Below are 22412 nucleotides of genomic sequence, written 5' to 3' on the forward strand. Positions count from 1 at the left end.
AGGTTGAAGGTTAAATCATTTCTGGCCATGTTCGCGGTCAGGCCGCTTGCCGGCCGCCCCGGCCATCAACGGCGCTTTCGGGGATGAAGCGACAGGAAGAAACGATCCCAAAGGCGCGGCGGCACGTTCGGCCGCCGGCCCGCCGCGCGGTCCGGACCCGTGTGGCCGGAAAGGCGGGGGTGGACTTACTAGGACGTCCAACTATATGTTCGTGACCAGAGCCCGCGGTGCAGGGAAGCCGGTGTGAATCCGGCGCGGTCCCGCCACTGTGACCGGGGAGTGCGTTCTCGCCGAGCGATACGCCACTGACGGACGAGTCCGTCGGGAAGGCGGGAGAACGCGCGCTGATCCGGGAGTCAGGATACCGGCCGCGGGGTGTTCCGTGTTGTCCACGAGGATGGAGCAGACACGCATGGCACCGGTCCGTACCCACGACCCAGGTGATCCGGCGAAGCGAGCGGCGGCCGTCGCCGACGCTCGACTCCACGACGGCTCTTAGGCCTTCGCGTCCCACGTCAGGCCCATCGATCCGCCTGTCCGGCGGTGCCGTCGGCCTGCCGTGCCATCTTCGGATCTCACCTGACGAGAGCAGGCTCTCATGGTCCGTGAACTGACACATTTCATCGGCGGCAAGCACGTGCGCGGGGCCTCCGGGCTGTTCGCCGACGTGTACGACCCCAACTCCGGCTCCGTACAGGCCCACGTGCCGCTGGCGGGGCGCGACGAGACGGCCGCGGCAATCGCCGACGCCGAAGCGGCGCAGCGCGGCTGGGGCGAGTGGAACCCGCAGCGGCGCGCCCGCGTGATGCTGCGCTTCCTCCAACTCGTCGAACAGGAGCGGGAGTCGTTGGCCCGGCTGCTCTCCTCCGAACACGGCAAGACGATCGCCGACGCCCACGGCGACCTGCAACGCGGCCTAGAGGTGGTGGAGTTCGCGGCGGGCATCCCGCACCTGCTGAAGGGTGAGTTCAGCGACAACGCCGGCACCGGCATCGACGTGCACTCCCTGCGCGTACCGCTCGGCGTCACCGCCGGGATCACCCCGTTCAACTTCCCCGCGATGATCCCACTGTGGAAGGCCGCGCCCGCGCTCGCCTGCGGAAACTCCTTCGTTCTCAAGCCCTCCGAACGCGCGCCCTCGGTGCCGCTCCGGCTCGCCGAGCTGTTCCTGGAGGCGGGGCTGCCGCCCGGCGTCCTGAACGTGGTCAACGGCGGCAAGGAAAGCGTGGACACCCTCATCGAGGATCCGCGCGTGCAGGCGCTCGGCTTCGTCGGCTCCACGCCCGTGGCCGCGCACATCTACGCGAGCGCCGCCGCACACGGCAAGCGCGCGCAGTGCTTCGGCGGCGCCAAGAACCACATGATCGTGATGCCGGACGCCGACCTCGACCAGGCCGTGGACGCGCTGATCGGCGCCGGGTACGGCTCGGCGGGGGAGCGGTGCATGGCCATCTCGGTCGCCGTGCCCGTCGGTGAGGAGACCGCCGACGCGCTCGTCACCCGCCTCAAGGAACGCGTCGCGGAGCTGCGCATCGGCCGCTCCGACGACCCCGAGGCGGACTTCGGCCCGCTGGTCACCCGCGACGCCCTCGACCGGGTCCGCCGCTACGTGGACATCGGCGTCAACGAAGGGGCCGAACTCGTCGTCGACGGACGGGACGTCACCCTGCCCGGCCACGAGGACGGCTTCTTCGCGGGTGCCACGCTCTTCGACCGCGTCTCGCCCAGGATGCGGATCTACCGCGAGGAGATCTTCGGCCCGGTCCTCTGTGTGGTCCGTGCCGCGGACTACGAGGAGGCCCTGCGCCTGCCCACCGAACACCCCTACGGCAACGGCGTCGCCCTCTTCACCAGGGACGGGGACACCGCCCGCGACTTCACCCGCCGCGTCGGCGCCGGCATGGTCGGCGTCAACGTGCCGATCCCCGTGCCGGTCGCGTACCACACCTTCGGCGGCTGGAAGCGGTCCGGCTTCGGCGACCTCAACCAGCACGGCCCCGACGCCGTGCGCTTCTACACCCGTACGAAGACCGTCACCTCGCGCTGGCCGTCCGGGGCCAGGGAAGGCGCGAGCTTCACCATCCCGACGATGGGATGACGGCGATGACACCGACGGCCGCCGCCCTCACCAACGACCATCCCGCCGCCCTCACCAAGGACCAACTCGCCCTGGCCGAGGTCACACTGGACTTCGCCGAGGAACACCTCGCGCCGCACGCCGTCGCCTGGGACCGCGACAAACACTTCCCCGTGGACGTACTGCGCAAGGCCGCCGCGCTGGGCCTCGGCGGCGTCTACGTACGCGAGGAACACGGCGGTTCGGCGCTCGGCCGCACCGACGGAACCCTCGTGTTCGAGGCCCTCGCCACCGGCTGCCCCTCCATCGCCGGCTACCTCTCCATCCACAACATGGTCGCCTGGATGATCGACCGGTACGGCGACGAGAGGCAGCGCGCCCGCTGGCTGCCCGACCTGTGCACCGCGGCAACGCTGGGCAGTTACTGCCTCACCGAGCCGGGGGCCGGATCGGACGCCGCCGCCCTGCGGACGCGCGCCGAACGGGACGGGGACGGCTATGCGCTGACCGGCGTCAAGCAGTTCATCTCCGGAGCGGGCGCCTCGGCCGTCTACCTCGTCATGGCCCGCACCGGAGAGGAGGGCCCCCGCGGAATCTCCGCCTTCGTCGTCGAACGCGACGACCCCGGCCTCTCCTTCGGCGCCGACGAACGCAAGATGGGCTGGAACGCCCAGCCCACCCGCCAGGTGATCCTCGACGGCGTGCGCATCCCCGCCGACCGGCGCCTCGGCGCCGAGGGCGACGGCTTCCGCATCGCCATGACCGGCCTCAACGGCGGACGCCTCGGCATCGCGGCCTGCTCCCTGGGCGGCGCGCAGAGCGCACTGCACCGCAGCGTCACCCACCTCGCCGACCGCGAGGCGTTCGGCGCGCCCCTGCTGGACGCGCAGGCACTGCGGTTCCGCCTCGCCGACATGGCCACCGAACTGGCCGCCGCACGCGCGCTGGTGCGCCAGGCCGCGGACGCCCTCGACCGGGGCGACCCGCGGGCCCCGCAGCTGTGCGCCATGGCCAAGCGGTTCGCCACGGACACCGGCTACTCCGTGGCCGACCGGGCCCTGCAACTCCACGGCGGCTACGGCTACCTCAGCGAGTACGGCATCGAGAAGATCGTCCGTGACCTGCGGGTCCACCAGATCCTGGAAGGAACCAACGAGATCATGCGTCTCATCGTCGCCCGCGGCCTCACCGAGGCCGTCCGATGACCGCGGCCGACGACTCCGTGGTGCTCCGCGTCGAAGGCCGCGCGGCCCACGTGGTCCTCAACCGCCCCAAGGCCCTCAACGCCCTCACCCACACCATGGTGTGCCGTATCGACGAGGCGCTGGCCGCCTGGGCGGACGCCCCCGGGATCGAGACCGTCGTGCTCACCGGCGCGGGGGAGCGCGGCCTGTGCGCAGGCGGCGACATCCGCTCCATCCATGAGGACGCCACGACCGGCGACGCCGGGGCGACCCGGGAATTCTGGCGGGCCGAGTACCGCCTCAACGCCCGCATCGCGCACTACCCGAAGCCGTACGTCGCCGTCATGGACGGCCTCGTGATGGGCGGCGGGGTGGGGATCTCGACGCACGGCAGCGTGCGCGTGGTCACCGAAAGGTCCCGGGTGGCCATGCCGGAAACCGGCATCGGCTTCGTGCCCGACGTCGGCGGAACCTACCTCCTGAGCCTCGCACCGGGCGGCCTTGGGGCTCATCTGGCGCTCACGGGTGCCCAGGTGGCGGCGGGCGACGCGCTCAGGTGCGGGTTCGCCGACCACTTCGTACCGTCGTCCGCGCTGCCCCGCCTGCTGGCGGACCTTTCCGACGCGCCGGTACGCGAGGTGCTCCCGCGGTACGTGTGCGACGCCCCGCCCTCTCAACTCATCGAAGACCGGGGGTGGATCGACGCGTGCTACGCGGCCGACACGGTCGAGGAGATCGTCGAGCGGCTCCAGGCGGCCGGCCCGCGTGCGGCGAAGGAGGCCGCCGAGACACTCCTCTCCCGCTCACCGACCGCCCTCAAGGTGACCTTGGAGGCGTTGCGGCGGGCGCGTGAAATGGGGTCGCTGGAAGCGGTGTTGGACCAGGAGTACCGCGTCTCGTGCGCGGCCCTCGCCTCGGCCGACCTCGTGGAGGGCATCAGGGCGCAGATCGTCGACAAGGATCGGGCGCCGCGCTGGGACCCCGGCACGCTCGCCGAAGTGACCGCCGGTGACGTCGGACGTTTCTTCGCCCCGCTCGGGGCCCGCGAACTGGGTCTGGCAGACGGGGCGACGGATCAGGAGGTGGCGTGGTGACATCCGCACAGTCCACGGCGGCACGGAACGTCGCCTTCATCGGCCTCGGCCACATGGGCGGGCCGATGGCCGCGAACCTGGTCGGGGCCGGATACCGCGTCACCGGCCACGACCTCTCGGCCGAGGCCGTGACTGCCGCCGCCGAGCGGGGCGTGCTGCCCGCCGCCTCCGCCACTGCGGCCGCGCGGGAGGCCGACGTGGTGATCACCATGCTCCCCGCCGGACGCCACGTACTCGCCCTCTACGGTGAGGAAGGCCTGCTCACGGCGGCGCCCCCGGGCACGCTGTTCGTCGACTGCTCCACCATCGACGTCGCGGACGCACGCGCCGCCCACGAGGCCGTCGCCGCGGCGGGGCACCGGGGCCTCGACGCCCCGGTGTCCGGCGGCGTGGTGGGAGCCGAGGCGGGCACCCTGACGTTCATGACCGGTGGCGGCCCCGCGGAGTTCGCGGCGGCGGAACCGTTGCTGGCCGCGATGGGAAAGCGGGCGGTGCACTGCGGCTCCGCCGGGGCCGGGCAGGCGGCGAAGATCTGCAACAACATGATCCTCGGCATCACGATGGTCGCCGTCAGCGAGGCGTTCGTCCTCGGCGAGAGCCTGGGCCTCACCGCGCAGGCCCTGTTCGACGTGGCTTCCACAGCATCCGGGCAGTGCTGGGCGCTCACTTCCAACTGCCCCGTGCCGGGCCCTGTCCCCACGAGCCCGGCCAACCGCGACTACCGGCCGGGGTTCGCCGCCGCGCTCATGGCCAAGGACCTCGGCCTGGCCGCCGGCGCGGCCCGCGCGTCCGGCGTGGACGCCGCGCTCGGACTGCGGGCGGCCGCGCTGTACGAGGAGTTCGTCGCGGACGGCGGAGCGGGGCGGGACTTCTCGGCGATCGTGCAGGCGATCCGTGAGCGGTCCGAAGGGGACGCGGCGTGACGGATGCCGTCGTGGGACCGCCGACGACGCTCGGCGGCGGAGCGGCGAAGTCGGCGGCCCCCGAAGAGGAGCCCGTGCAGCGCCCGGTGCCGCACGTCACATGAGGTGAACGGAACCCGACGGAGTTGCGGTCCGACTCCTGGACCGGCCCGGCGCAGTAGCCGGACCGCGGCCCGTCGATCCAGGAGAGCACCACATGTCCGCCCAGCCCACCCTCCTCACCGAGGGCGACCCGCAACCGCCGAGCGCCCCACCGACTCCTCCGCGCGCCCCGGAGGGACGGTCCACGGAACGGCGGTCCGGCTGGGCGTCCCTGCGCCCGCTCGTGCTGCGCCTGCACTTCTACGCGGGTGTGCTGATCGCCCCGTTCCTGCTGGTCGCAGCGGTGACGGGGCTCCTGTACGCGGGTTCGTACCAGGCCGAGAAGATCGTGTACGCCGACCAACTCCGCGTCGACGTCCCCGCGGACGCGGCCGAACTCCCGCTGACCCGCCAGGTGGCCGCCGCCCGTGAGGCGCACCCGGAGGGCGCGGTCAGTGCGGTCCGGCCGGCACCGGAGGCGGGTGCCACCACGCGCGTCCTGCTGTCCGGCGTCCCCGGCGTCGACCCCGGCCGCACCCTCGCCGTCTTCGTGAACCCGTACACCGGTGACGTCCGCGGCGCGCTGGAACAGTACGGCTCGTCCGGCGCTCTGCCGCTGCGCACGTGGATCGACACCCTCCACCGCGACCTGCACCTCGGCGAACCGGGACGTCTCTACAGCGAGCTCGCGGCCAGCTGGCTCTGGGTGATCACGGGCGGCGGCCTCGTCCTGTGGTTCGGCCGGCGCAGGTCCCGGCGGCGCGTGCGGGGCACGGAGGGCGGCGGCCGCCGCCGGACGCTGACGCTGCACGGTTCGGTCGGCGTGTGGACGGCCCTCGGTCTGTTCTTTCTCTCCGCGACCGGGCTGACGTGGTCGACGTACGCGGGCGGCAGCATCAGCGAGCTCAGGGAGGCCATCGGTCAGGCGACGCCCACGGTGTCGACGAGGGTCGATCACGGGACGGGGACAGGGGCGTCCGGAGCGATCGGACCGGACGAGAGCGGCGGACCGGATAGGTCCGGCGGATCCGGGGGAGAGCACGCGGAGCACATGAGGGCGGGGGCGGGCCCGGACGCTGCCGGATCCGGCCCGGGCGGCAAGGACGTCGGCCTCGACGCGGTCCTGAAGTCCGCCCGTGGCCAGGGCCTTTCGGACCCGGTCGAAATCGTCCCGCCGGCCGACGCCACGGGATCGTCCGCGTACGTCGTCAAGCAGATCCGGCGCAGCTGGCCCGAGAAGCAGGACTCCGTCGCCGTCAACCCGGCGAACGGCGAGGTCACCGACGTCCTGCGGTTCGCCGACCACCCGGTGCTCGCCCGGCTGACGCGCTGGGGCATCGACGCCCACACCGGCTCCCTCTTCGGCCTGCCCAACCAGATCGCCCTGGCCGCGCTGGCCCTTGGCCTGATCCTGCTGATCGTGTGGGGGTACCGCATGTGGTGGCAGCGCGGCCGCGCCTCCCGGTTCGGCCGGCCGGTGCCGCGCGGCGCCTGGCGGAACGTACCGCCTCACATCCTGGTGCCGCTGATGGCAATCACCGCCGTCCTCGGCTACTTCGTGCCACTGCTGGGCCTTCCGCTCGCGGGGTTCCTGATGCTGGACATCGTGCTGGGGGAGATCGCGTACCGGCGCGGCAGGCGGACGTACGCCTGACACCGGACCGGGGCGGGTCGCGCCCTCCGTGGTCGGAGGACGAGACCTCGGCGACGGTCGTCGGGCATTGAGTTCGCAACTCAGTGCGACTCGTGGGTGTGAGCGTCTCCCCAGCGGGCACTCGACTGGTGGGTCCCGCCGTGTCTCCCCCGTCGCGGCGGGGCCCGCTGCATGTCAACGGGCGGTCAGGACGGCGTCGTCAGGCGTGTTCGCGGTACGCCGCCGCGGTGACCGCGACGACCACGGTCGTGAGGAGCAGCGGCCAGCCGATTCCGTGGTGCAGGACCAGCCACGCGCCCGGGACGGCGCCCAGGATCATCGCGCTCACGGCGATGGTCCGGCGGGCCGCGCGCCGGTCGGCGCCGCCCGCGAGCCGCGAGTCGGCGGCGAGCGCGGCCAACGTGCGGGTCAGCACCGTCGTACTCATGGCGGGGACGGCCAGCCGGCCCGCGGTGCCGTTGCGCAGCCCCATCGCGAGGGCGATCAGGGCGATCACCGGGTACGGCGGTCTTCCCCCGCCCGCGAAGGCGACGGCCGTCGCGATGCCGAGCAGCGCGGCCTCGCACCACACCGCCGTGCGCACCCACGGCACCCGATGCCGACCCCGGAACGCGTTGGCCAGGCGTCCCGCTGCCACGGCGCCGAGGAGGAAGGCCGCCAGCGAGACGAGGGAGCCCGTGACGGAGAAGCCGGGCGCCCCGGCCAGGGCGAAGCCGACGAGGACGATGTTGCCCGTCATGTTGGCGGTGAAGACCCGGCCGAGCCTCAGATAGCAGATGGCGTCGACGAGACCGCTGACCACCGTCAGGGTGATGAGCACCAAGGACAGGGGGTGGCGGTCGCCGATCTCCCCGGTCGGTACGTCCCGGCTGCCGTGCTGAGTCGTCATGCCGACGTTCTACCGCGCCGGCCGGCGGTGGATCGGGCGCGCCGCACCGGTGCACCGGCGGGTTTGGTCCCGCGCGCCTCGGCTACCCGTGCGGGACCGAAGGGAGGGGTTCCGTGACCGCCACGACGACCGCCACGACACCCTCACCGGCCGTGGACGCGGTGCCGGGCGCGGTATCCGACGCGCCCGTCGCCGCGCCAGCCGCCCCGCCGCAGCCGGGGGCGGAGCCCAGCCGGCAGGACCTCGTCCGCTACTTGGAGGACCGGTTCGCCTGTGCGCAGGCCTGCGACGAGTGCGTCAGCGCGTGCCTGGGCCGCCGGGGCCCCGCGGACTGGGGAGACGCGTCACGCCTCAACACCGCCTGCGCCGACGTGTGCGACGCGACGTCCCGTGTCCTCGCCGAACAGGGCGACCAGGACGAACAGCGGGTCCGTATGCAGGTCGAATGGTGCCGCGCGACCTGTCTGCGGTGCGCGGCCCTCAGCGACCTCCGCCCCGCCTCCGCCGGCTGCGCGGAAGCCTGCCGCCGATGCGCGAAGGCCTGCGACGACTTCCTGACGACCCTGGGCTGACCGCCCCCGCGGCCGGGCGAACGGTGGCGGGGCGGAGCTGGCTCCCGATCGGCGAGCGCGAAGACCTCGGCGGGCCCGGCGTGCTCGAATGAGGGATGACTTCGTTCTGGAGGGGCGGGCGGATACGCCTGCGGGGGATCGAACCCGACGACTGGACCGCGTTCATGGGCTTCACCGCGGACGAGGAGGGGCTCGGGGACGTGATCCAGCCTCCCCGTTCCGCCGAGAGCTTCCGCGCGTGGGTGAGGGAACAGGCCGTGGCCGGCTCCGACGGCGACTGTTTCGGGCTGGCCATCGAAGCCGTCGATACGGGGGAGGCGGTCGGTGTCATCGGCTCGCGCATGGCCGACCCGCGCTCGGGCTGGTTCGAGTACGGCATCACGATGGGCGCGGAACACCGGCGCAAGGGCTACGCGACGGAGGCGGTGGTGACCCTGCTGCGCTACATGTTCGCCGAGCGGCGCTACCACCGGTGCCAGGTGCGGATCTTCGCCCACAACGAGGCGTCGCTGGCCCTGCACCGCCGGCTCGGCTTCGTCGAGGAGGGGCGGCTGCGCGACCACGTGTTCTTCGCGGGCGAGTACCACGACCTCGTGATGATGGGCCTGCTCGCGGAGGAGTTCGCCGGACGGCACGCGATGCGGTGACGCCGCGGGAGCCGGGGCGGCAACTCGGCTCGACCGAGGGGGCCGGCCGGGGAGAACATCCTGACCGTGGCCGTCGGGGCAGGCCGCCTGTCATGGCCGAGTACTCCTCTCAAGGCCGCACGCCGCCGCCATTCCCTATTTCTGAAACGGGTTCTACTGTGTGCGCCGTCGGATCCGGGACCGCCCGGCGAGACGGCGGCCGGACGAGCCGGTGGCCGGCAGGAGCTGGTCTCCGGAAGCGCCAGCGGTCGCAAGCACCAGGAGACCTGGAGGGGCCGTGCACCTCGAATACACGCCCGAGCAGCAGCAGTTGCGCACCGAGCTGCGTGCGTACTTCGCCGAGCTCGTGCCCGACAACGCCTACGCGCGGTACGGGGAACCGGCCGCCCAGAAGCGCTTCTACCGGGAGACCATCCGGCGTCTGGGGTCGGACGGCTGGCTCGGAGTGGGCTGGCCCAAGGAGTACGGCGGGCGCGGGCTCACGCCGATGGAGCAGTTCATCTTCTTCGACGAGGCGGCCCAGGCGGGGGTCCCGCTGCCGCTGATGGCCCTGAACACCGTCGGCCCGACGATCATGGAGTTCGGTACGGACGAACAGAAGGCGTACTTCCTGCCGCGCGTCCTCTCCGGCGAACTCGACTTCGCCATCGGCTACAGCGAGCCCGACGCCGGAACCGACCTCGCGTCCCTCAAGACGAAGGCAGTCCGGGAGGGCGACGAGGAGACCGGCCACTACCTCGTCAACGGGCAGAAGATCTGGACCACCAACGGCGACACCGCCGACTGGGTCTGGCTCGCCGTCCGCACCACTGTGCCCGAAGAGGGCGTGCCGCCGCACAAGGGCATCACCATGCTCCTGGTCCCCACGAGCGACCCCGGCTACTCCTGCACCGTCATCAACACCCTCGCCTCGCACGACACCACCGCCAGCTACTACGAGAACGTCCGCGTCCCCGCGTCCCGGCGCGTGGGCGAGGAGAACAAGGGCTGGCGCCTGATCACCAACCAGCTCAACCACGAACGCGTCACCCTCGCCGCCCACGGCACCATGGCGATCCGCGCCTGTCACGACGTGCAGCGCTGGGCCATGGACACGAAGCTCGCCGACGGCCGCCGCGTCATCGACCTCGGCTGGGTCCGCCAGTGCCTCGCGCGCACCCACACCAAGCTCGACGCGATGAAACTCCTCAACTGGCAGATGGTGAACGCCGTCCACGAAGGCACCCTCACCCCCCAGGACGCCTCCGCCGTCAAGGTCTACGGCTCCGAGGCGCGCCGTGACGCGTACGCCTGGCTCATGGAGATCGTGGGCGCGGCCGGCGCCCTGAAGGAAGGCTCGGCGGGCGCGGTCCTCCACGGCGAGCTGGAACGCGGCTACCGCTCGGCCGTGATCTTCACCTTCGGCGGCGGGAACAACGAGATCCAGCGCGAGATCATCTCGTGGATCGGGCTGGGGATGCCGAGAGTCCGCCGCTGAGCGGCGCGGTGACCTGGCCGGTGGAAACCCACCGGGGGCGGCGCCGGGTACAGGGGCGTCATGGCGGTCCGGCCGCGGCCGTTCCGGCTGTGGTCGGACACGGGGCGCCCGGCCCCGGCTGCACCGGCCGTACACCGTGCGCGGCGTACGAGCTGATCCGCCGCGACGAGCCGGCCCGCGGTCCGTACGCGGGCACCGTCATGGTCGTCGGCGCCGACGGCTCGATGGACGCCACGCTCGCCTCCGCGTCTGCGATGGGGGCGGCGGCATCGCGTCCACCGCGCGCCGCCGTCCCCGGTGCTGTCCGCCGCCCCGGTCGCCGCCGCCTCCCTCCGCACCACTAATCTTCGTACGCATGACCGAATCCTCAACGAGTGAGCGACGTGCGACCGGGCTCGCGAGACCGCCGGCCCGCCGCGTCTTATGGTGCGCCGCCGGTATCACCGCGTCGTTGCTCGTCGCCGACCTCGCCACCCGCGCGTACAACCACTACGACTCCATCCCCAGCATCCGCCGTCTGGTGAGCGTGGACGTCGAGGCCAACCTGCCCACTTGGTGGAACAGCACGCTGCTGCTGGCCGTGGCGGGCATGGCGCTGACGGCCGCCCTGCTCAGCTCGGACGCGGCGCGGCCCGGGCGGCTGTCCTGGCTGGGGCTCACCGCCGCGACCGCCCTGCTCAGCGTCGACGAGACCGTCTCGCTGCACGAGCGCCTCGGCGAGGTCGGCCGGTCGTGGAAGCGGTGGGCCGGAGGTTCGCTGCCCACGCACGCCTGGATCCTGCCGGGCGCGGTCCTCGCGGCGGTGGGCACCGTGTGCGCCGTGCTGTGGGCGCGGGGGCTGCCGCGTGCCCTCAGGCGCGGGCTGCTCGGTGCGCTCGCCGTGTACCTGGGTGGCGCGCTGATCGCCGAGGCGTTCAACGGCTGGGCCAACGAGCACAGTTACCAGACCGTGCTCATGCTGGGCACGATCGTGGAGGAGGGGCTGGAGATGGGCGGCTGCCTCGTCGCCCTCGCCGCGCTCGGCCGCTATGTGGTGCTGGAGCACGATCCGGCGTCGGGGCGGGCGGCCGTGCGGCTGCGGGACAGCGGGTAGCCGATCCTCGGGAACCCCGTCCGGGCCCGGCCCCAGGAGGTGGGCCGCGACCTGGAACCGGGCCACGACCTGGAACCGGACCGCGACCTGGAACCGAGGGGGAAACCTCGTCACACTTGAAGCCCTGCCCCGAGCACCGCCGCGCGTCAGGAGATGGCCTCGTCATGCCCGAGCACACACCCGCTCCCGACCCGGACCCCGGCCTCTTCGGACCGGCCTCCGTGACCTGGCAGATCCACTCCGACCCCATGATGTGGGTCGCCGGCATCCGGGCCCTCTACCTGCAGGCCCTGCACCCCCGCGCGGTCCGCGGCGTGATGGAGAACTCCGAATTCCGCAAGGATGCCTGGGGACGGCTGATGCGGACCGCCGGCTTCGTGGGCACGACGACCTACGGCACGACCGAGGTGGCCGAGAAGGCGGGCGCCCGGGTGCGGAAGATCCACACGATGCTCAAGGCCACCGACCCGGAGACGGGGGAGCGCTACGGGGTGGACGACCCCGAGCTGCTCCTCTGGGTGCACTGCGCGGAGATCGACTCCTACCTCCACGTCGTACGCCGCTCGGGGATCCGTCTCACCGACGCGCAGGCCGACCGTTACGTCGACGAGCACCGGCAGAGCGCCCGGCTCGTGGGCCTCGACCCCGACGACGTACCCGCGTCGACGGCCGCGCTCGCCGCCTACTTCGCGCAGGTGCGGCCCGAGCTCGCCGTCGGCGGCGACGCCCGCGCCGTCGACGACTTCCTGCAGCGCCCGCCCACACATCCGCTCCTCGTCCCGGCACGCCCCTGCTCTGGCGGCGCGTGGCGAACCTCGCGTACGGCTCGCTGCCGCCGTACGCCCACGCGCTGTATGGAAGGGCGGCCCCGCCGCCCGCCGCGGTGACCCGTCGGCTGGTCCTCACGGGCACCATCCTGCGCGGCATTCCCGCCCGCGTACGCTGGCAACTTCCGCCCAAGCACATCCTGCGGGCCATGGCCAGGCTCGGGCCGGGCAGCCGCCCGGCCCCGCACGGACTCCGCAGACGGAACGCCATACTGGACGAACCGGGGAGGGCGCGGCGAAGCAACGGGGGCGACAGCGGGAGATGGCGGACACGAGGCTGATCCAGGGCCGTTACCGGCTCCTGGATCTGATCGGCCGTGGCGGCATGGGCGAGGTGTGGCGGGCACGCGACGAGTCGCTCGGCCGCCGGGTCGCCGTCAAATGCCTCAAACCGATGGAACTGCAGCACGACGAGTCCTTCGCGCGCGTGCTGCGCGAGCGGTTCCGGCGCGAGGCTCGCGTCGCGGCGTCGCTGCAGCACCCCGGGGTCACCGTCGTCCATGACTTCGGTGAGTTCGAGGGCGTGCCGTACCTGGTGATGGAGCTCCTCGACGGCCACAACCTCAGTGAACTCCTGGAGGAGAGCAAGCAGCGCCCCCTGCCGGTCGCCGACGTCGTGGAGATCGCCGGCCAGGTCGCCGCGGCCCTCGCGTACACCCACGAACAGGGCATCGTGCACCGGGATCTGAAGCCCGCGAACATCATGCGGCTCGCGGACGGCACGGTGAAGATCTGCGACTTCGGCATCGCCCACCTCGGCGCCGACATCGGCTTCAGCTCGCGCCTGACCGGCACGGGCGTCGCGATGGGCACGCCGCACTACATGTCGCCCGAGCAGATCGGCGGGGACGCCGTCGACCAGCGCAGCGACCTCTACTCCCTCGGCTGCGTGCTCTACGAGATCGCCACCGGGGCCCCACCGTTCGACATGGAGGACGCCTGGTCCGTGCTCGTCGGGCACCGCGACACCGAGCCCGAGCCGCCCCGCGCCCACCGTGACGAACTGCCGGACTACTTCGACCGGATCGTCCTCGACCTGCTCGCCAAGGAACCCGCCGACCGGCCGCGCGACGCCCACGAGCTGGGCCGGCGCATCGCCGAGGGGCGCGGCACGCCGCCGTACGTCACGCCCCCCGCACCCGCCTCCCGCCGCCGCCCCGAGCTGCCGCCGTCCGCCGAGGACCAGCTGCCTTCGTGGACCCGCGGCATGACCACCGGTCACAAGGCGAGCGGCCCGTCCGCGCTGTGCGCCACCCCGCCCGAAGCGGCGGCCGGCCTGACCGGCGAGTGGATCCCGCGCGTCGACGCGCGCCGCGAGGCGGCCCCGCGCGGGCCCGAACGGCCCGCCCCGCCGCCGGAGGTGGTCGCCGCGCTCATCAGCCGGCACAACGCGGGGCTCAGCCTGGGGCGCCTCGGCCGCTGGGACGAGGCGGGCGAGGTGCACCGCGCCGTCGCCACGGAGCGCGAGCACGCGCTGGGCCCCGACCACCCCGACACGCTCGCCAGCCGCTACGAGGTGGGCTTCACGCTCTCGCGCACCGGCCGCGCCGCCGACGCGCTGCGCGAGTACGGCCGCGTCGTGCGGGGCCGGGAGCACGTGCTCGGCGCCGAGCACCCGGAGACGCTCGCGGCCCGCCAGGAGATGGCCTTCGTCCTGGGGCAGCTCGGCCGGCACTTCGACGCCCACCAGGCGTACGTCTCGGTGCTGGCGGCCCGCGAGCGCACCTCGGGGCCCGACCATCCGGACACGCTGCGCTGTCGCCACAACCTCGCGTACAACCTGAGCCGCCTCGGCCGCCTGGAGGACTCGCACCGGCTGGCCGAGGAGGTCGCCGCGGCCCGCGCCCGCGTGCTCGGGCCGACCCATCCCGACACGCTCGTCACGCGGTACGAAGTGGCGTATGCGCTCGGCCAGTTGGGGCGCTGGCCCGAGGCGCTGGAGGCCTATCGCGAGGTCGCCGAGGCACGGACACGGGCGCTCGGCGCCGACCATCCCGACACCCTCGCCGCCCGCTACGAGGTCGGCATCAGCCTCGGCAGGCTCGGCCGCAGCGCGGAGGCCCTCGAGCTGTACCGCGACCTGATCGACGACCGCACGCGCGTGAACGGCCCCGCCGACCCGGAGACGCTGCGGGCCCGGCACGGGCTGGGCGTGAACCTGGGCCGCCAGGGCCGCTGGGAGGAGGCGCTGGCGGAGGCCCGCGACGTGTGCGCCGTCCGCGAGCGGGTACTCGGCCCCGACCATCCCGACACGCTGGTGAGCCGCCGCGAGGTCGCCGTCGGCCTCGGCTGGCTCGGCCGCTGGGCCGACGCGCTCGTCGAGTACCGCGGGGTCGCGGCGGCCCGGGAGCAGGTCCTCGGCGCCGACCACCCCGACGCCCTCGCCAGCCGCAACGACGAGGCCCACTGCCTGGAACAACTGGGCCGCGGCCCCGAGGCGGTGGACCTTTACCGCAGCGTGGCGGTGCGCCGGCAGCGGTGGGCCACGGGCGGGTACTGAACGCACGGCGGTGCGGGTGTCCCCTTTCACTTGGTCCGCCGAGGGGGCGGGAGGGGGCGGCTGATGCGGCGCTCGTGACCGGCGTACGCGGGCCCAAGTGCCAAGGCAGCGGCTGCCACTGGCCATCGCGGGTCCCAAGCGGCCCGTCCCGCTGGCCGGTTGGAGGTGAGCGGTAGCCCGGTCGTACGGGTTCGTACGGGATCGGACGGGCGGAAAGGGCGGAGGGCAGGTCGGCCGGAGGACCGGATGACCGGAGATCGCCGCCCGGGGCCGCCCCGCCTTGGGGCACCCACCTCGGGTGCGGTCCGGTGTGGAACCGCCACGCCTGTCCCGACGGCGAAGGGCCACGGGCCCGCGCCCTCCGTGCTAGGAAGAGCCATGCCTGATCGTGATGCGTACGACGCCGTCATCGTCGGCGGGGGCCACAACGGTCTTGTCGCCGCCGCCTATCTCGCCCGCGCCGGGCGGTCCGTGCTGCTGCTCGAGCGGCTCGCCGGGACCGGTGGCGCCGCCGTCTCCAGCAGGCCCTTTCCCGGGGTGGACGCGCGCCTCTCGCGCTACTCGTACCTCGTCAGCCTGCTCCCCAAGAAGATCGTCCGGGACCTCGACCTGGACTTCAGGGTCCGCACCCGCACCGTCTCCTCGTACACCCCGGCCGAACGAGCCGGCCAGGCCACCGGCCTGCTCGTCGGCGGGGGCGAGGCCCGTACCCGGCAGGCCTTCGAGCGGCTGACCGGGGGGCACCGCGAGTACGACGCCTGGCGGGAGTTCTACGCGATGACCGGCGAGGTCGCCCGGCGCGTTTTCCCCACCCTCACCGAACCCCTGCCCGAACGCGCGGAACTGCGTGCCCGGGTCGACGACGACACCGCGTGGCGGACTCTCTTCGAGCAGCCGATCGGCGCCGCGATCGAGGAGCGCTTCGCGGACGACCTGGTCCGCGGGGTCGTCCTCACCGACGCGCTCATCGGCACGTTCGCGGACGCCCACGACCCTTCGCTGCGGCAGAACCGCTGCTTCCTGTACCACGTCATCGGCGGCGGCACCGGCGACTGGAACGTGCCCGTCGGCGGCATGGGCGCCCTCACCGCCGCCATCGCCGACTCCGCGCGGGCGTCGGGCGCCGTGTTGCGCACGGGGTGCGAGGTGACGGGCATCGAGACCGACGGGCGGCGCGCCGAAGTCACGTACGCGACGGAGGACGGGGTGCACACGGCGGCCGCCGGCCACGTCCTGGTCAACGCCTCGCCGCAGGCCCTCGCCGCGCTGCTCGGCGACGAGCCGCCCGAGCCCGCCGAAGGCGCCCAGCTCAAGGTCAACATGCTGCTCAAGCGGCTGCCGAAGCTGCGCGACACGACCGTCGACCCGTACGAGGCGTTCGCCGGGACCTTCCACATCGCCGAGGGGTACGAGGCGCTGGCCGCCGCCTACGCCCAGGCCTCCGCGGGCAGGCTGCCGGCCGCGCCGCCGTCCGAGATCTACTGCCACTCCCTGACCGACCCGACGATTCTCGCCCCCGACCTCGTCGAGAGCGGCCACCACACCCTCACCCTGTTCGGCCTGCACACGCCCGCCCGCCTCTTCGCCCACGACAACGACGCAGTTCGAGCCGACCTCCTCACCGCCACCCTCGCCCAACTCGACGCCCACCTCGCCGAACCGATCGCCGACTGCCTGGCCCTCGACGCGGAGGGGCGCCCCTGCATCGAGGCGAAGACCCCCCTCGACCTGGAACGCGAGCTGCGCCTCCCGGGCGGCAACATCTTCCACCGCGACCTGGCCTTCCCCTACGCCCAGGAGGGCACGGGCCGTTGGGGAGTGGAGACCGGCCACGCGAACGTCCTGCTCTGCGGCGCGGGCGCGGTACGCGGAGGCGGCGTCAGCGGCATTCCGGGGCACAACGCGGCGATGGCCGTGATGGAGAGGGACGGGATGGGGGCGATGGGCGCATGACCGATGCCGTGCCCCCTCTCGGAGGTGGGGGACGACGGTGAGGTGACGCGCGCCTGAAGCGTGCGGCGGCATCAAGCTGACACTGCATCAGAAAATCTCTTCCCTCGGCCACGCCACTGCGGCATCCTGCGCCCATGCAGACGGAGTTGAGCAGGAAACTGGGGATCGAGCACGCCATCTTCGGCTTCACGCCCTTCCCCGCGGTGGCCGCCGCCATCAGTCGGGCGGGTGGGTTCGGGGTGCTCGGTGCGGTGCGCTACACCGCGCCCGACGAGCTGGCCAGGGATCTCGACTGGATGCAGGAGCACGTCGACGGCAGGCCTTACGGGCTGGACGTCGTCATGCCCGCCAAGAAGGTCGAGGCCGCGGACGGGCAGCCGCTCACCGAGGCCGACATCGAGGCGATGATCCCCGAGGGGCACCGGGAGTTCGTCAGGGAGACCCTCGCCAAGCACGGCGTTCCCGGACTCGACGAGGGCGAGGCGTCGGGCTGGCGCATCACCGGCTGGATGGAGCAGGTCGCCCGCAACCAGCTCGACGTCGCCTTCGACTACCCGATCAAGCTCCTCGCCAACGCGCTCGGTTCGCCACCGGCGGACGTCATCCGGCGCGCCCACGAGCACGACCTCGTGGTCGCCGCCCTCGCCGGCAGCGCCCGCCACGCGCGCAAACACGCCGAGGCGGGCATCGACATCGTGGTGGCCCAGGGGTACGAGGCGGGCGGCCACACCGGCGAGATCGCCTCCATGGTGCTCACCCCCGAAGCCGTCGAGGCGGTGGCGCCGCTGCCCGTGCTCGCCGCCGGGGGCATCGGCAGCGGCCAGCAGATCGCCGCCGCGCTCGCGCTCGGCGCGCAGGGCGTCTGGCTCGGCTCCCTGTGGCTCACCACCACGGAGGCCGACCTCCACTCGCCCGCCCTCACCGAGAAGCTGCTCGCCGCCGGCTCCGGGGACACGGTCCGCTCCCGCGCCCTCACCGGCAAACCCGCCCGCCAGCTGCGCACGCGCTGGACCGATGCCTGGGACGACCCGCAGGGGCCCGGCACGCTGCCGATGCCGCTGCAGGGACTCCTGGTCGCCGAGGCCGTGTCACGCATCCAGAAGCACGAGGTGCGGGAGCTGCTCGGCACCCCGGTCGGCCAGATCGTCGGCCGGATGAACAGCGAACGCAGCGTCCAGGCGGTCTTCGACGAGCTGACCCGCGGCTTCGAGCGGGCCGTCGACCGAGTCATCCGCATCGCGGAAAGGGGAAGTCAGTCGTGAGCACACCCCCCAACGGCTTCTGGGCCCAGGCCGTCGCCGACCCCGGCAGGACCGTCCTCGTGGCGCCCGACGGCGAGGAGTGGACGGCGGGCCGACTGCACGGCGTCGTCAACCAGTTGGTGCACGGGCTGCGCGCCGCGGGACTGGAAAGGGGCGACGCGTTCGCCGTCGTCCTGCCCAACGGCGTCGAGTTCCTCACCGCCTTCCTCGCCGCGTCCCAGGCCGGCTTCTATCTCGTCCCCGTCAACCACCACCTGGTCGGCCCGGAGATCGCCTGGATCGTCGCCGACTCCGGCGCGAAGGTCCTGATCGCCCACGAGAGGTTCGCGGACGCCGCGGTGGCGGCGGCCGACGAGGCGGGCCTCCCGGCGAGCCACCGCCATGCCGTCGGAGACGTGCCCGGCTTCCGCCCCTACGCCCAACTCCTGGACGGGCAGCTGGAGTCGGTGCCCGCCGAGCGCACCCTCGGCTGGGTCATGAACTACACCTCGGGCACCACCGGCCGCCCGCGCGGCATCCGGCGCCCGCTCTCCGGCAAGCTTCCCGAGGAGTCCTACCTGGGCGGCTTCCTCGGCATCTTCGGCATCAAACCCTTCGACGGCAACGTCCACCTGGTGTGTTCACCGCTCTACCACACCGCCGTCCTGCAGTTCGCGGGCGCCGCCCTGCACATCGGCCACCCACTGGTCCTCATGGACAAGTGGACACCCGAGGAGATGCTGCGCCTCATCGACGCGCACAAGTGCACGCACACCCACATGGTGCCCACCCAGTTCCACCGGCTGCTGGCGCTGCCGGACGCCACGAGGGCCGCGTACGACGTGTCCTCCATGCGGCACGCCATCCACGGCGCGGCTCCCTGCCCCGACCACGTGAAGCGCGCCATGATCGAGTGGTGGGGCGAGTGCGTCGAGGAGTACTACGCGGCCAGCGAGGGCGGCGGCGCCTTCGCCACCGCGCAGGACTGGCTGAAGAAGCCCGGGACGGTCGGAAAGGCCTGGCCCATCAGCGAGTTGGCCATCTTCGACGACGACGGCGAACGCCTCCCGCCCGGCGAACTCGGCACCGTCTACATGAAGATGTCCACCGGCGGCTTCTCGTACCACAAGGACGAGTCGAAGACGAAGAAGAACCGCATCGGCGACTTCTTCACCGTCGGCGACCTCGGGCTGCTCGACGAGGACGGCTACCTCTTCCTGCGCGACCGCAAGATCGACATGATCATCTCGGGCGGGGTGAACATCTACCCCGCCGAGATCGAGTCCGCGCTGCTCACCCACCCCGCGGTCGCCGACGCGGCCGCGTTCGGGATCCCGCACGACGACTGGGGCGAGGAGGTCAAGGCCGTCGTCGAGGTGGTCGAGGGCCGTGCGGCCGACGACGTGCTCGCCGCCGAGATCCTCGCCCACTGCGAGCAGCGGCTCGCCGGCTACAAGCGGCCGAAGACCGTCGACTTCATCGAGGCGATGCCCCGCGACCCCAACGGCAAGCTGTACAAGCGGCGGCTGCGCGAGCCGTACTGGGAGGGCCGCGAGCGCGCCGTGTGACGGGGCGTCAAGACCGATCCCGAGGTGGTGGTACGGGCAAGGAGTTCGCCCGTACCACCACCCGAAGTACCCGCCGCCTCAACGGCGTTCGCGTACCCGCACCACCTTCAGGGCCGGGTCGCCGAGAATGTCCTTCTCGCAGAAGCGCGAGGTCACCCAGCGCTCCTTCGCGTACAGCTTCGTCTGGTCGCTGTAGTGCGGCGAGCGGGGGTTGGAGGACTGTGAGTACGACAGGAGCGTGCGGGCCTCGGGGCAGCGGCCGTCGTTCCACCCGACCGCCTGGATGTGGCTCGACCCGTGCACGACCTCGGTGTAACCGCGCGCGGGATCCCACTCGGCCTCGACCTTGTTCCAGACGCCGAGGGACTCCGTACCGCCGGAGACCGGGATGCGCTCGCCGCTCCGCACCACGTACTGGTTCTCCCGCAGCGGCGCGTCCAGGGCGATGTCCGCCGCGGTCAGCTCCGTCACCGCGTCGGCCAGCGCGGTCTGGAAGCCGGGCAGTGCGGTGTCGAGGGTGTTCGGCGTGCGCACCGGATCGGCCGCCGAGAACGGCACCTTCCAGAGCCGCGCGTTCGGCACGGCCGCCGTCAACTTCCGCCAGAAACGGTCGAAGAGCAGCGCGCCGCGGCTGCCGGTGTCCATCCGGTGGTCCCAGCGGGCCAGCGCCCCGCACGCGCCCGACACGTCGACTGCCTTGCCGTCACTGCCCGTCGCGGCGCCGCCCGGCAGGGCCGCACAGGCCTTCGCCGCGTCGTCGGCCGCGAGGTCCGCGGCCGGCACCCGGTTCGCGAACTGTTGGCGTTGCAGATCCCGGACCGTGAGGCCGCCTTTCGCCGCCATCGCCGACACGTCCTCGATGGCGCCGCGGGTGCGCATCGACCGCTGGGTGCCGACCGTGCCGAAGATCCGTTCGTAACCGGTGAGCGGCTTGTCGGCGTTGGTCAGCCAGGCGCTGTCGTTGGAGTTCTCCGCGTACGGGGCGTCCTTGAGGGTCGGCATCCTCGACGGGCCGAAGATGCCGGGCTGCACCGCGTCCTTGTCGGAGCCGAGCGCGCACGCGCCGCGCGAGCCGTCGAGGACGGCGACGCCCGAGGCCGGGTAGGTGACCTTGCCGAGCGCGGTGCTGCAGCGCCCCGCCAGGTCGTCGGTGATCCGGGGGAGCACCTGGGACTGGCTGAGCAGCGAGTGGCCGCGGCGGTCGGCGGCGACGGTGTTCACCCAGGGCAACCCCTGAGTGGTGCGCAGGGCCTTGAGGACGTCGGCGGTCGAACGCGCTTTGCCGAAGCCGAGATCGGTGTCGCTGCCGCGCAGGTTCGCGGCGTTGGGGTCGTTGAGCGCGTAGGCCGTGGTCGAGGACCAGGGCAGCGGCAGCTGAGGGCCGAGGCCGGTGACGACGGGACCGTACCGGGTCCACCACTGGGTACGCGTCACCGGTGCGCCGTCCTTGACCGGCACCGTGACCGTGCGTTTCGTCATCTTCCGCCGCTCGCCGTCCACCAGATACGTGGTCGGGTCGGCCGGGTCCAGCGTGAGCTGGTGGAGGTTGAGGGTGACGCCCGTCGCGACCGTGTGGCTCCACGCCACATCGCCGTTGAAGCCGATGTTGACCACGCTCGTGCCGAGCAACGAGCCACCCGACACGTTCAGTTCACCCGGAATGGTCTGCTGCGACTGCCAGAAGCGGCGCCCGCCCTGCCAGGGGTAGTGCGGGTTGCCGAGCAGCAGCCCCCGGCCGTCGGCGGTGGTCCTGCCGCTGAACGCGACGGCGTTGGAGCCCATGTCGGCGTTCTGCGCGGAGAACAACTCGCGGGCGGCCCTCGCCGTGCGGCGCGGATCGGGCGTGCGGTCATCGGTCGCGGTCGCCGGTGGCGCGGCGGCCGTGATGCCGTCGATGCCGCGGCCCTGACCGCCGAGCACCTGCACCGCGAAGCCCTGCCGGGCCACGTCGAGCGCGGTGATCGGCCGCACCCAGTCGGCCTTGGCGCAGGCCGGGTCGGTGACGCGGTTCTGCTTCAGCCACGCGTTGTAGCCCGCGGCGAAGCCCCGCATGAGGTCCTTGGTGCGCCGGCCGGGACCGGCCGGCGCGGGCTGGTCCAGGAGCTTCTCGACGGTCCCGGCCTCGCGCACGCCGCGGAAGTACAGGTCGCTGCTGAGGTTCGTGGCCGCGGACGACAGCGCGCCGCCGGGGGAGGAGTCGGGGCCGAAGTGGCGCGAACGCTCACCGCGGACGGTCAGATAGCCGTCGGCGAGGGTGCAGATCTGGTCGGCTGCCTGGGCCCAGCCGGTGCCGAAGCCGAGGTTCTCGTAGTCCTCGGCGAGGATGTGCGGAATGCCGTACTCGGTGTAGCGGACGGTGGCGTGCAGGCCGCCGTCGGAGGGGCGGGCGTCCCGGGGCGCGGCTCCCGCGCCGGACGACGGGAGCAGGGCCACCGCCGTCAGCAGGGTGATCCCCACCGCCGCCGTGCGTCTCGTGCGGATGCGCATCGTGCCTCCCAACTGGGTTCAGGGAAGGAGCGGTTGAGCGTACCAAGCGGTCGGTCATTTGCCCGCCCGTCGGCCGGTCCGGCCGCCCTTCCCGGGTCCATCCGTTCACGGTCCCTTGACCGCGGGGCGCGGGGGCCACAGGATC

At 72.7% G+C, this 22412-nt stretch carries 16 protein-coding genes, 1 pseudogene and 1 riboswitch; of the genes and pseudogenes, 15 read left to right on the top strand and 2 right to left on the bottom strand.

All coding sequences use genetic code 11. The features are described 5' to 3' along the window. Window positions 1-208 precede the first annotated feature (208 nt). Window positions 209-387: riboswitch (cobalamin riboswitch) on the top strand. A 211-nt stretch (window positions 388-598) separates the two neighbouring features. From ACZ6B8_RS25530 to ACZ6B8_RS25550, 5 genes are all read left to right on the top strand, one after another. Further along, on the top strand, window positions 599-2098 hold the full coding sequence (locus tag ACZ6B8_RS25530) for a CoA-acylating methylmalonate-semialdehyde dehydrogenase (protein WP_471608772.1): 1500 nt from the start codon (window positions 599-601) through the stop codon (window positions 2096-2098). Window positions 2099-2103: 5 nt separating this feature from the next. Beyond that, the gene (locus tag ACZ6B8_RS25535; RefSeq protein ID WP_471608773.1) at window positions 2104-3282 is read left to right on the top strand and encodes an acyl-CoA dehydrogenase family protein; all 1179 of its coding nucleotides are present in this window, start codon (window positions 2104-2106) and stop codon (window positions 3280-3282) included. After that, window positions 3279-4355, top strand: a complete 1077-nt coding sequence (locus tag ACZ6B8_RS25540; protein WP_471608774.1) for an enoyl-CoA hydratase/isomerase family protein — start codon at window positions 3279-3281, stop codon at window positions 4353-4355. Before ACZ6B8_RS25535 ends, ACZ6B8_RS25540 begins: the two co-directional genes overlap by 4 nt. Beyond that, window positions 4352-5278, top strand: a complete 927-nt coding sequence (gene mmsB, locus ACZ6B8_RS25545; protein ID WP_471608919.1) for a 3-hydroxyisobutyrate dehydrogenase — start codon at window positions 4352-4354, stop codon at window positions 5276-5278. The genes ACZ6B8_RS25540 and mmsB overlap by 4 nt, the downstream gene beginning before the upstream one ends. 196 nt (window positions 5279-5474) lie before the next feature. Continuing rightward, the gene (locus ACZ6B8_RS25550; RefSeq protein ID WP_471608775.1) at window positions 5475-7013 is read left to right on the top strand and encodes a PepSY-associated TM helix domain-containing protein; all 1539 of its coding nucleotides are present in this window, start codon (window positions 5475-5477) and stop codon (window positions 7011-7013) included. A gap of 199 nt (window positions 7014-7212) precedes the next feature. Here the strand turns inward: ACZ6B8_RS25550 and ACZ6B8_RS25555 are convergent, their stop codons facing one another. Further along, window positions 7213-7902, bottom strand: a complete 690-nt coding sequence (locus ACZ6B8_RS25555) for a YoaK family protein (RefSeq protein WP_471608776.1) — start codon at window positions 7900-7902, stop codon at window positions 7213-7215. Window positions 7903-8015: 113 nt separating this feature from the next. Between ACZ6B8_RS25555 and ACZ6B8_RS25560 the strand changes: the two genes are divergently transcribed. From ACZ6B8_RS25560 to ACZ6B8_RS25605, 10 genes and pseudogenes are all read left to right on the top strand, one after another. Next, window positions 8016-8474: a four-helix bundle copper-binding protein gene (locus ACZ6B8_RS25560; protein WP_471608777.1), complete on the top strand. Its 459-nt coding sequence runs from the start codon at window positions 8016-8018 to the stop codon at window positions 8472-8474. 95 nt (window positions 8475-8569) lie between these two features. Continuing rightward, complete coding sequence (locus ACZ6B8_RS25565) at window positions 8570-9121, top strand: GNAT family N-acetyltransferase (RefSeq protein ID WP_471071319.1); 552 nt, start codon at window positions 8570-8572, stop codon at window positions 9119-9121. A 277-nt stretch (window positions 9122-9398) separates the two neighbouring features. After that, window positions 9399-10598: an acyl-CoA dehydrogenase family protein gene (locus ACZ6B8_RS25570; RefSeq protein ID WP_471608778.1), complete on the top strand. Its 1200-nt coding sequence runs from the start codon at window positions 9399-9401 to the stop codon at window positions 10596-10598. 89 nt (window positions 10599-10687) lie between these two features. Next, entirely contained in the window at window positions 10688-10942 is a 255-nt protein-coding gene (locus tag ACZ6B8_RS25575; protein WP_471071312.1) for a hypothetical protein, read from the top strand. Window positions 10943-10953: 11 nt separating this feature from the next. Further along, window positions 10954-11691, top strand: a complete 738-nt coding sequence (locus ACZ6B8_RS25580) for a hypothetical protein (RefSeq protein ID WP_471071309.1) — start codon at window positions 10954-10956, stop codon at window positions 11689-11691. Between the two features lie 164 nt (window positions 11692-11855). Continuing rightward, window positions 11856-12799 (top strand): annotated as a pseudogene (locus ACZ6B8_RS25585) (oxygenase MpaB family protein). After that, window positions 12781-15018: a serine/threonine-protein kinase gene (locus ACZ6B8_RS25590; protein WP_471608779.1), complete on the top strand. Its 2238-nt coding sequence runs from the start codon at window positions 12781-12783 to the stop codon at window positions 15016-15018. The pseudogene ACZ6B8_RS25585 and the gene ACZ6B8_RS25590 overlap by 19 nt, the downstream one beginning before the upstream one ends. A gap of 378 nt (window positions 15019-15396) precedes the next feature. Next, entirely contained in the window at window positions 15397-16971 is a 1575-nt protein-coding gene (locus tag ACZ6B8_RS25595; protein ID WP_471608780.1) for a phytoene desaturase family protein, read from the top strand. A gap of 134 nt (window positions 16972-17105) precedes the next feature. Next, a complete protein-coding gene (locus tag ACZ6B8_RS25600) occupies window positions 17106-18233 on the top strand; it encodes an NAD(P)H-dependent flavin oxidoreductase (RefSeq protein WP_471608781.1) in 1128 nt (375 codons plus the stop codon). Next, entirely contained in the window at window positions 18230-19780 is a 1551-nt protein-coding gene (locus tag ACZ6B8_RS25605; protein WP_471608782.1) for an acyl-CoA synthetase, read from the top strand. Before ACZ6B8_RS25600 ends, ACZ6B8_RS25605 begins: the two co-directional genes overlap by 4 nt. A 78-nt stretch (window positions 19781-19858) precedes the next feature. Here the strand turns inward: ACZ6B8_RS25605 and ACZ6B8_RS25610 are convergent, their stop codons facing one another. Next, window positions 19859-22267: a penicillin acylase family protein gene (locus tag ACZ6B8_RS25610; protein WP_471608783.1), complete on the bottom strand. Its 2409-nt coding sequence runs from the start codon at window positions 22265-22267 to the stop codon at window positions 19859-19861. Window positions 22268-22412: the final 145 nt, after the last annotated feature.

The sequence above is a fragment of the Streptomyces sp. NPDC041122 genome (assembly GCF_055592445.1).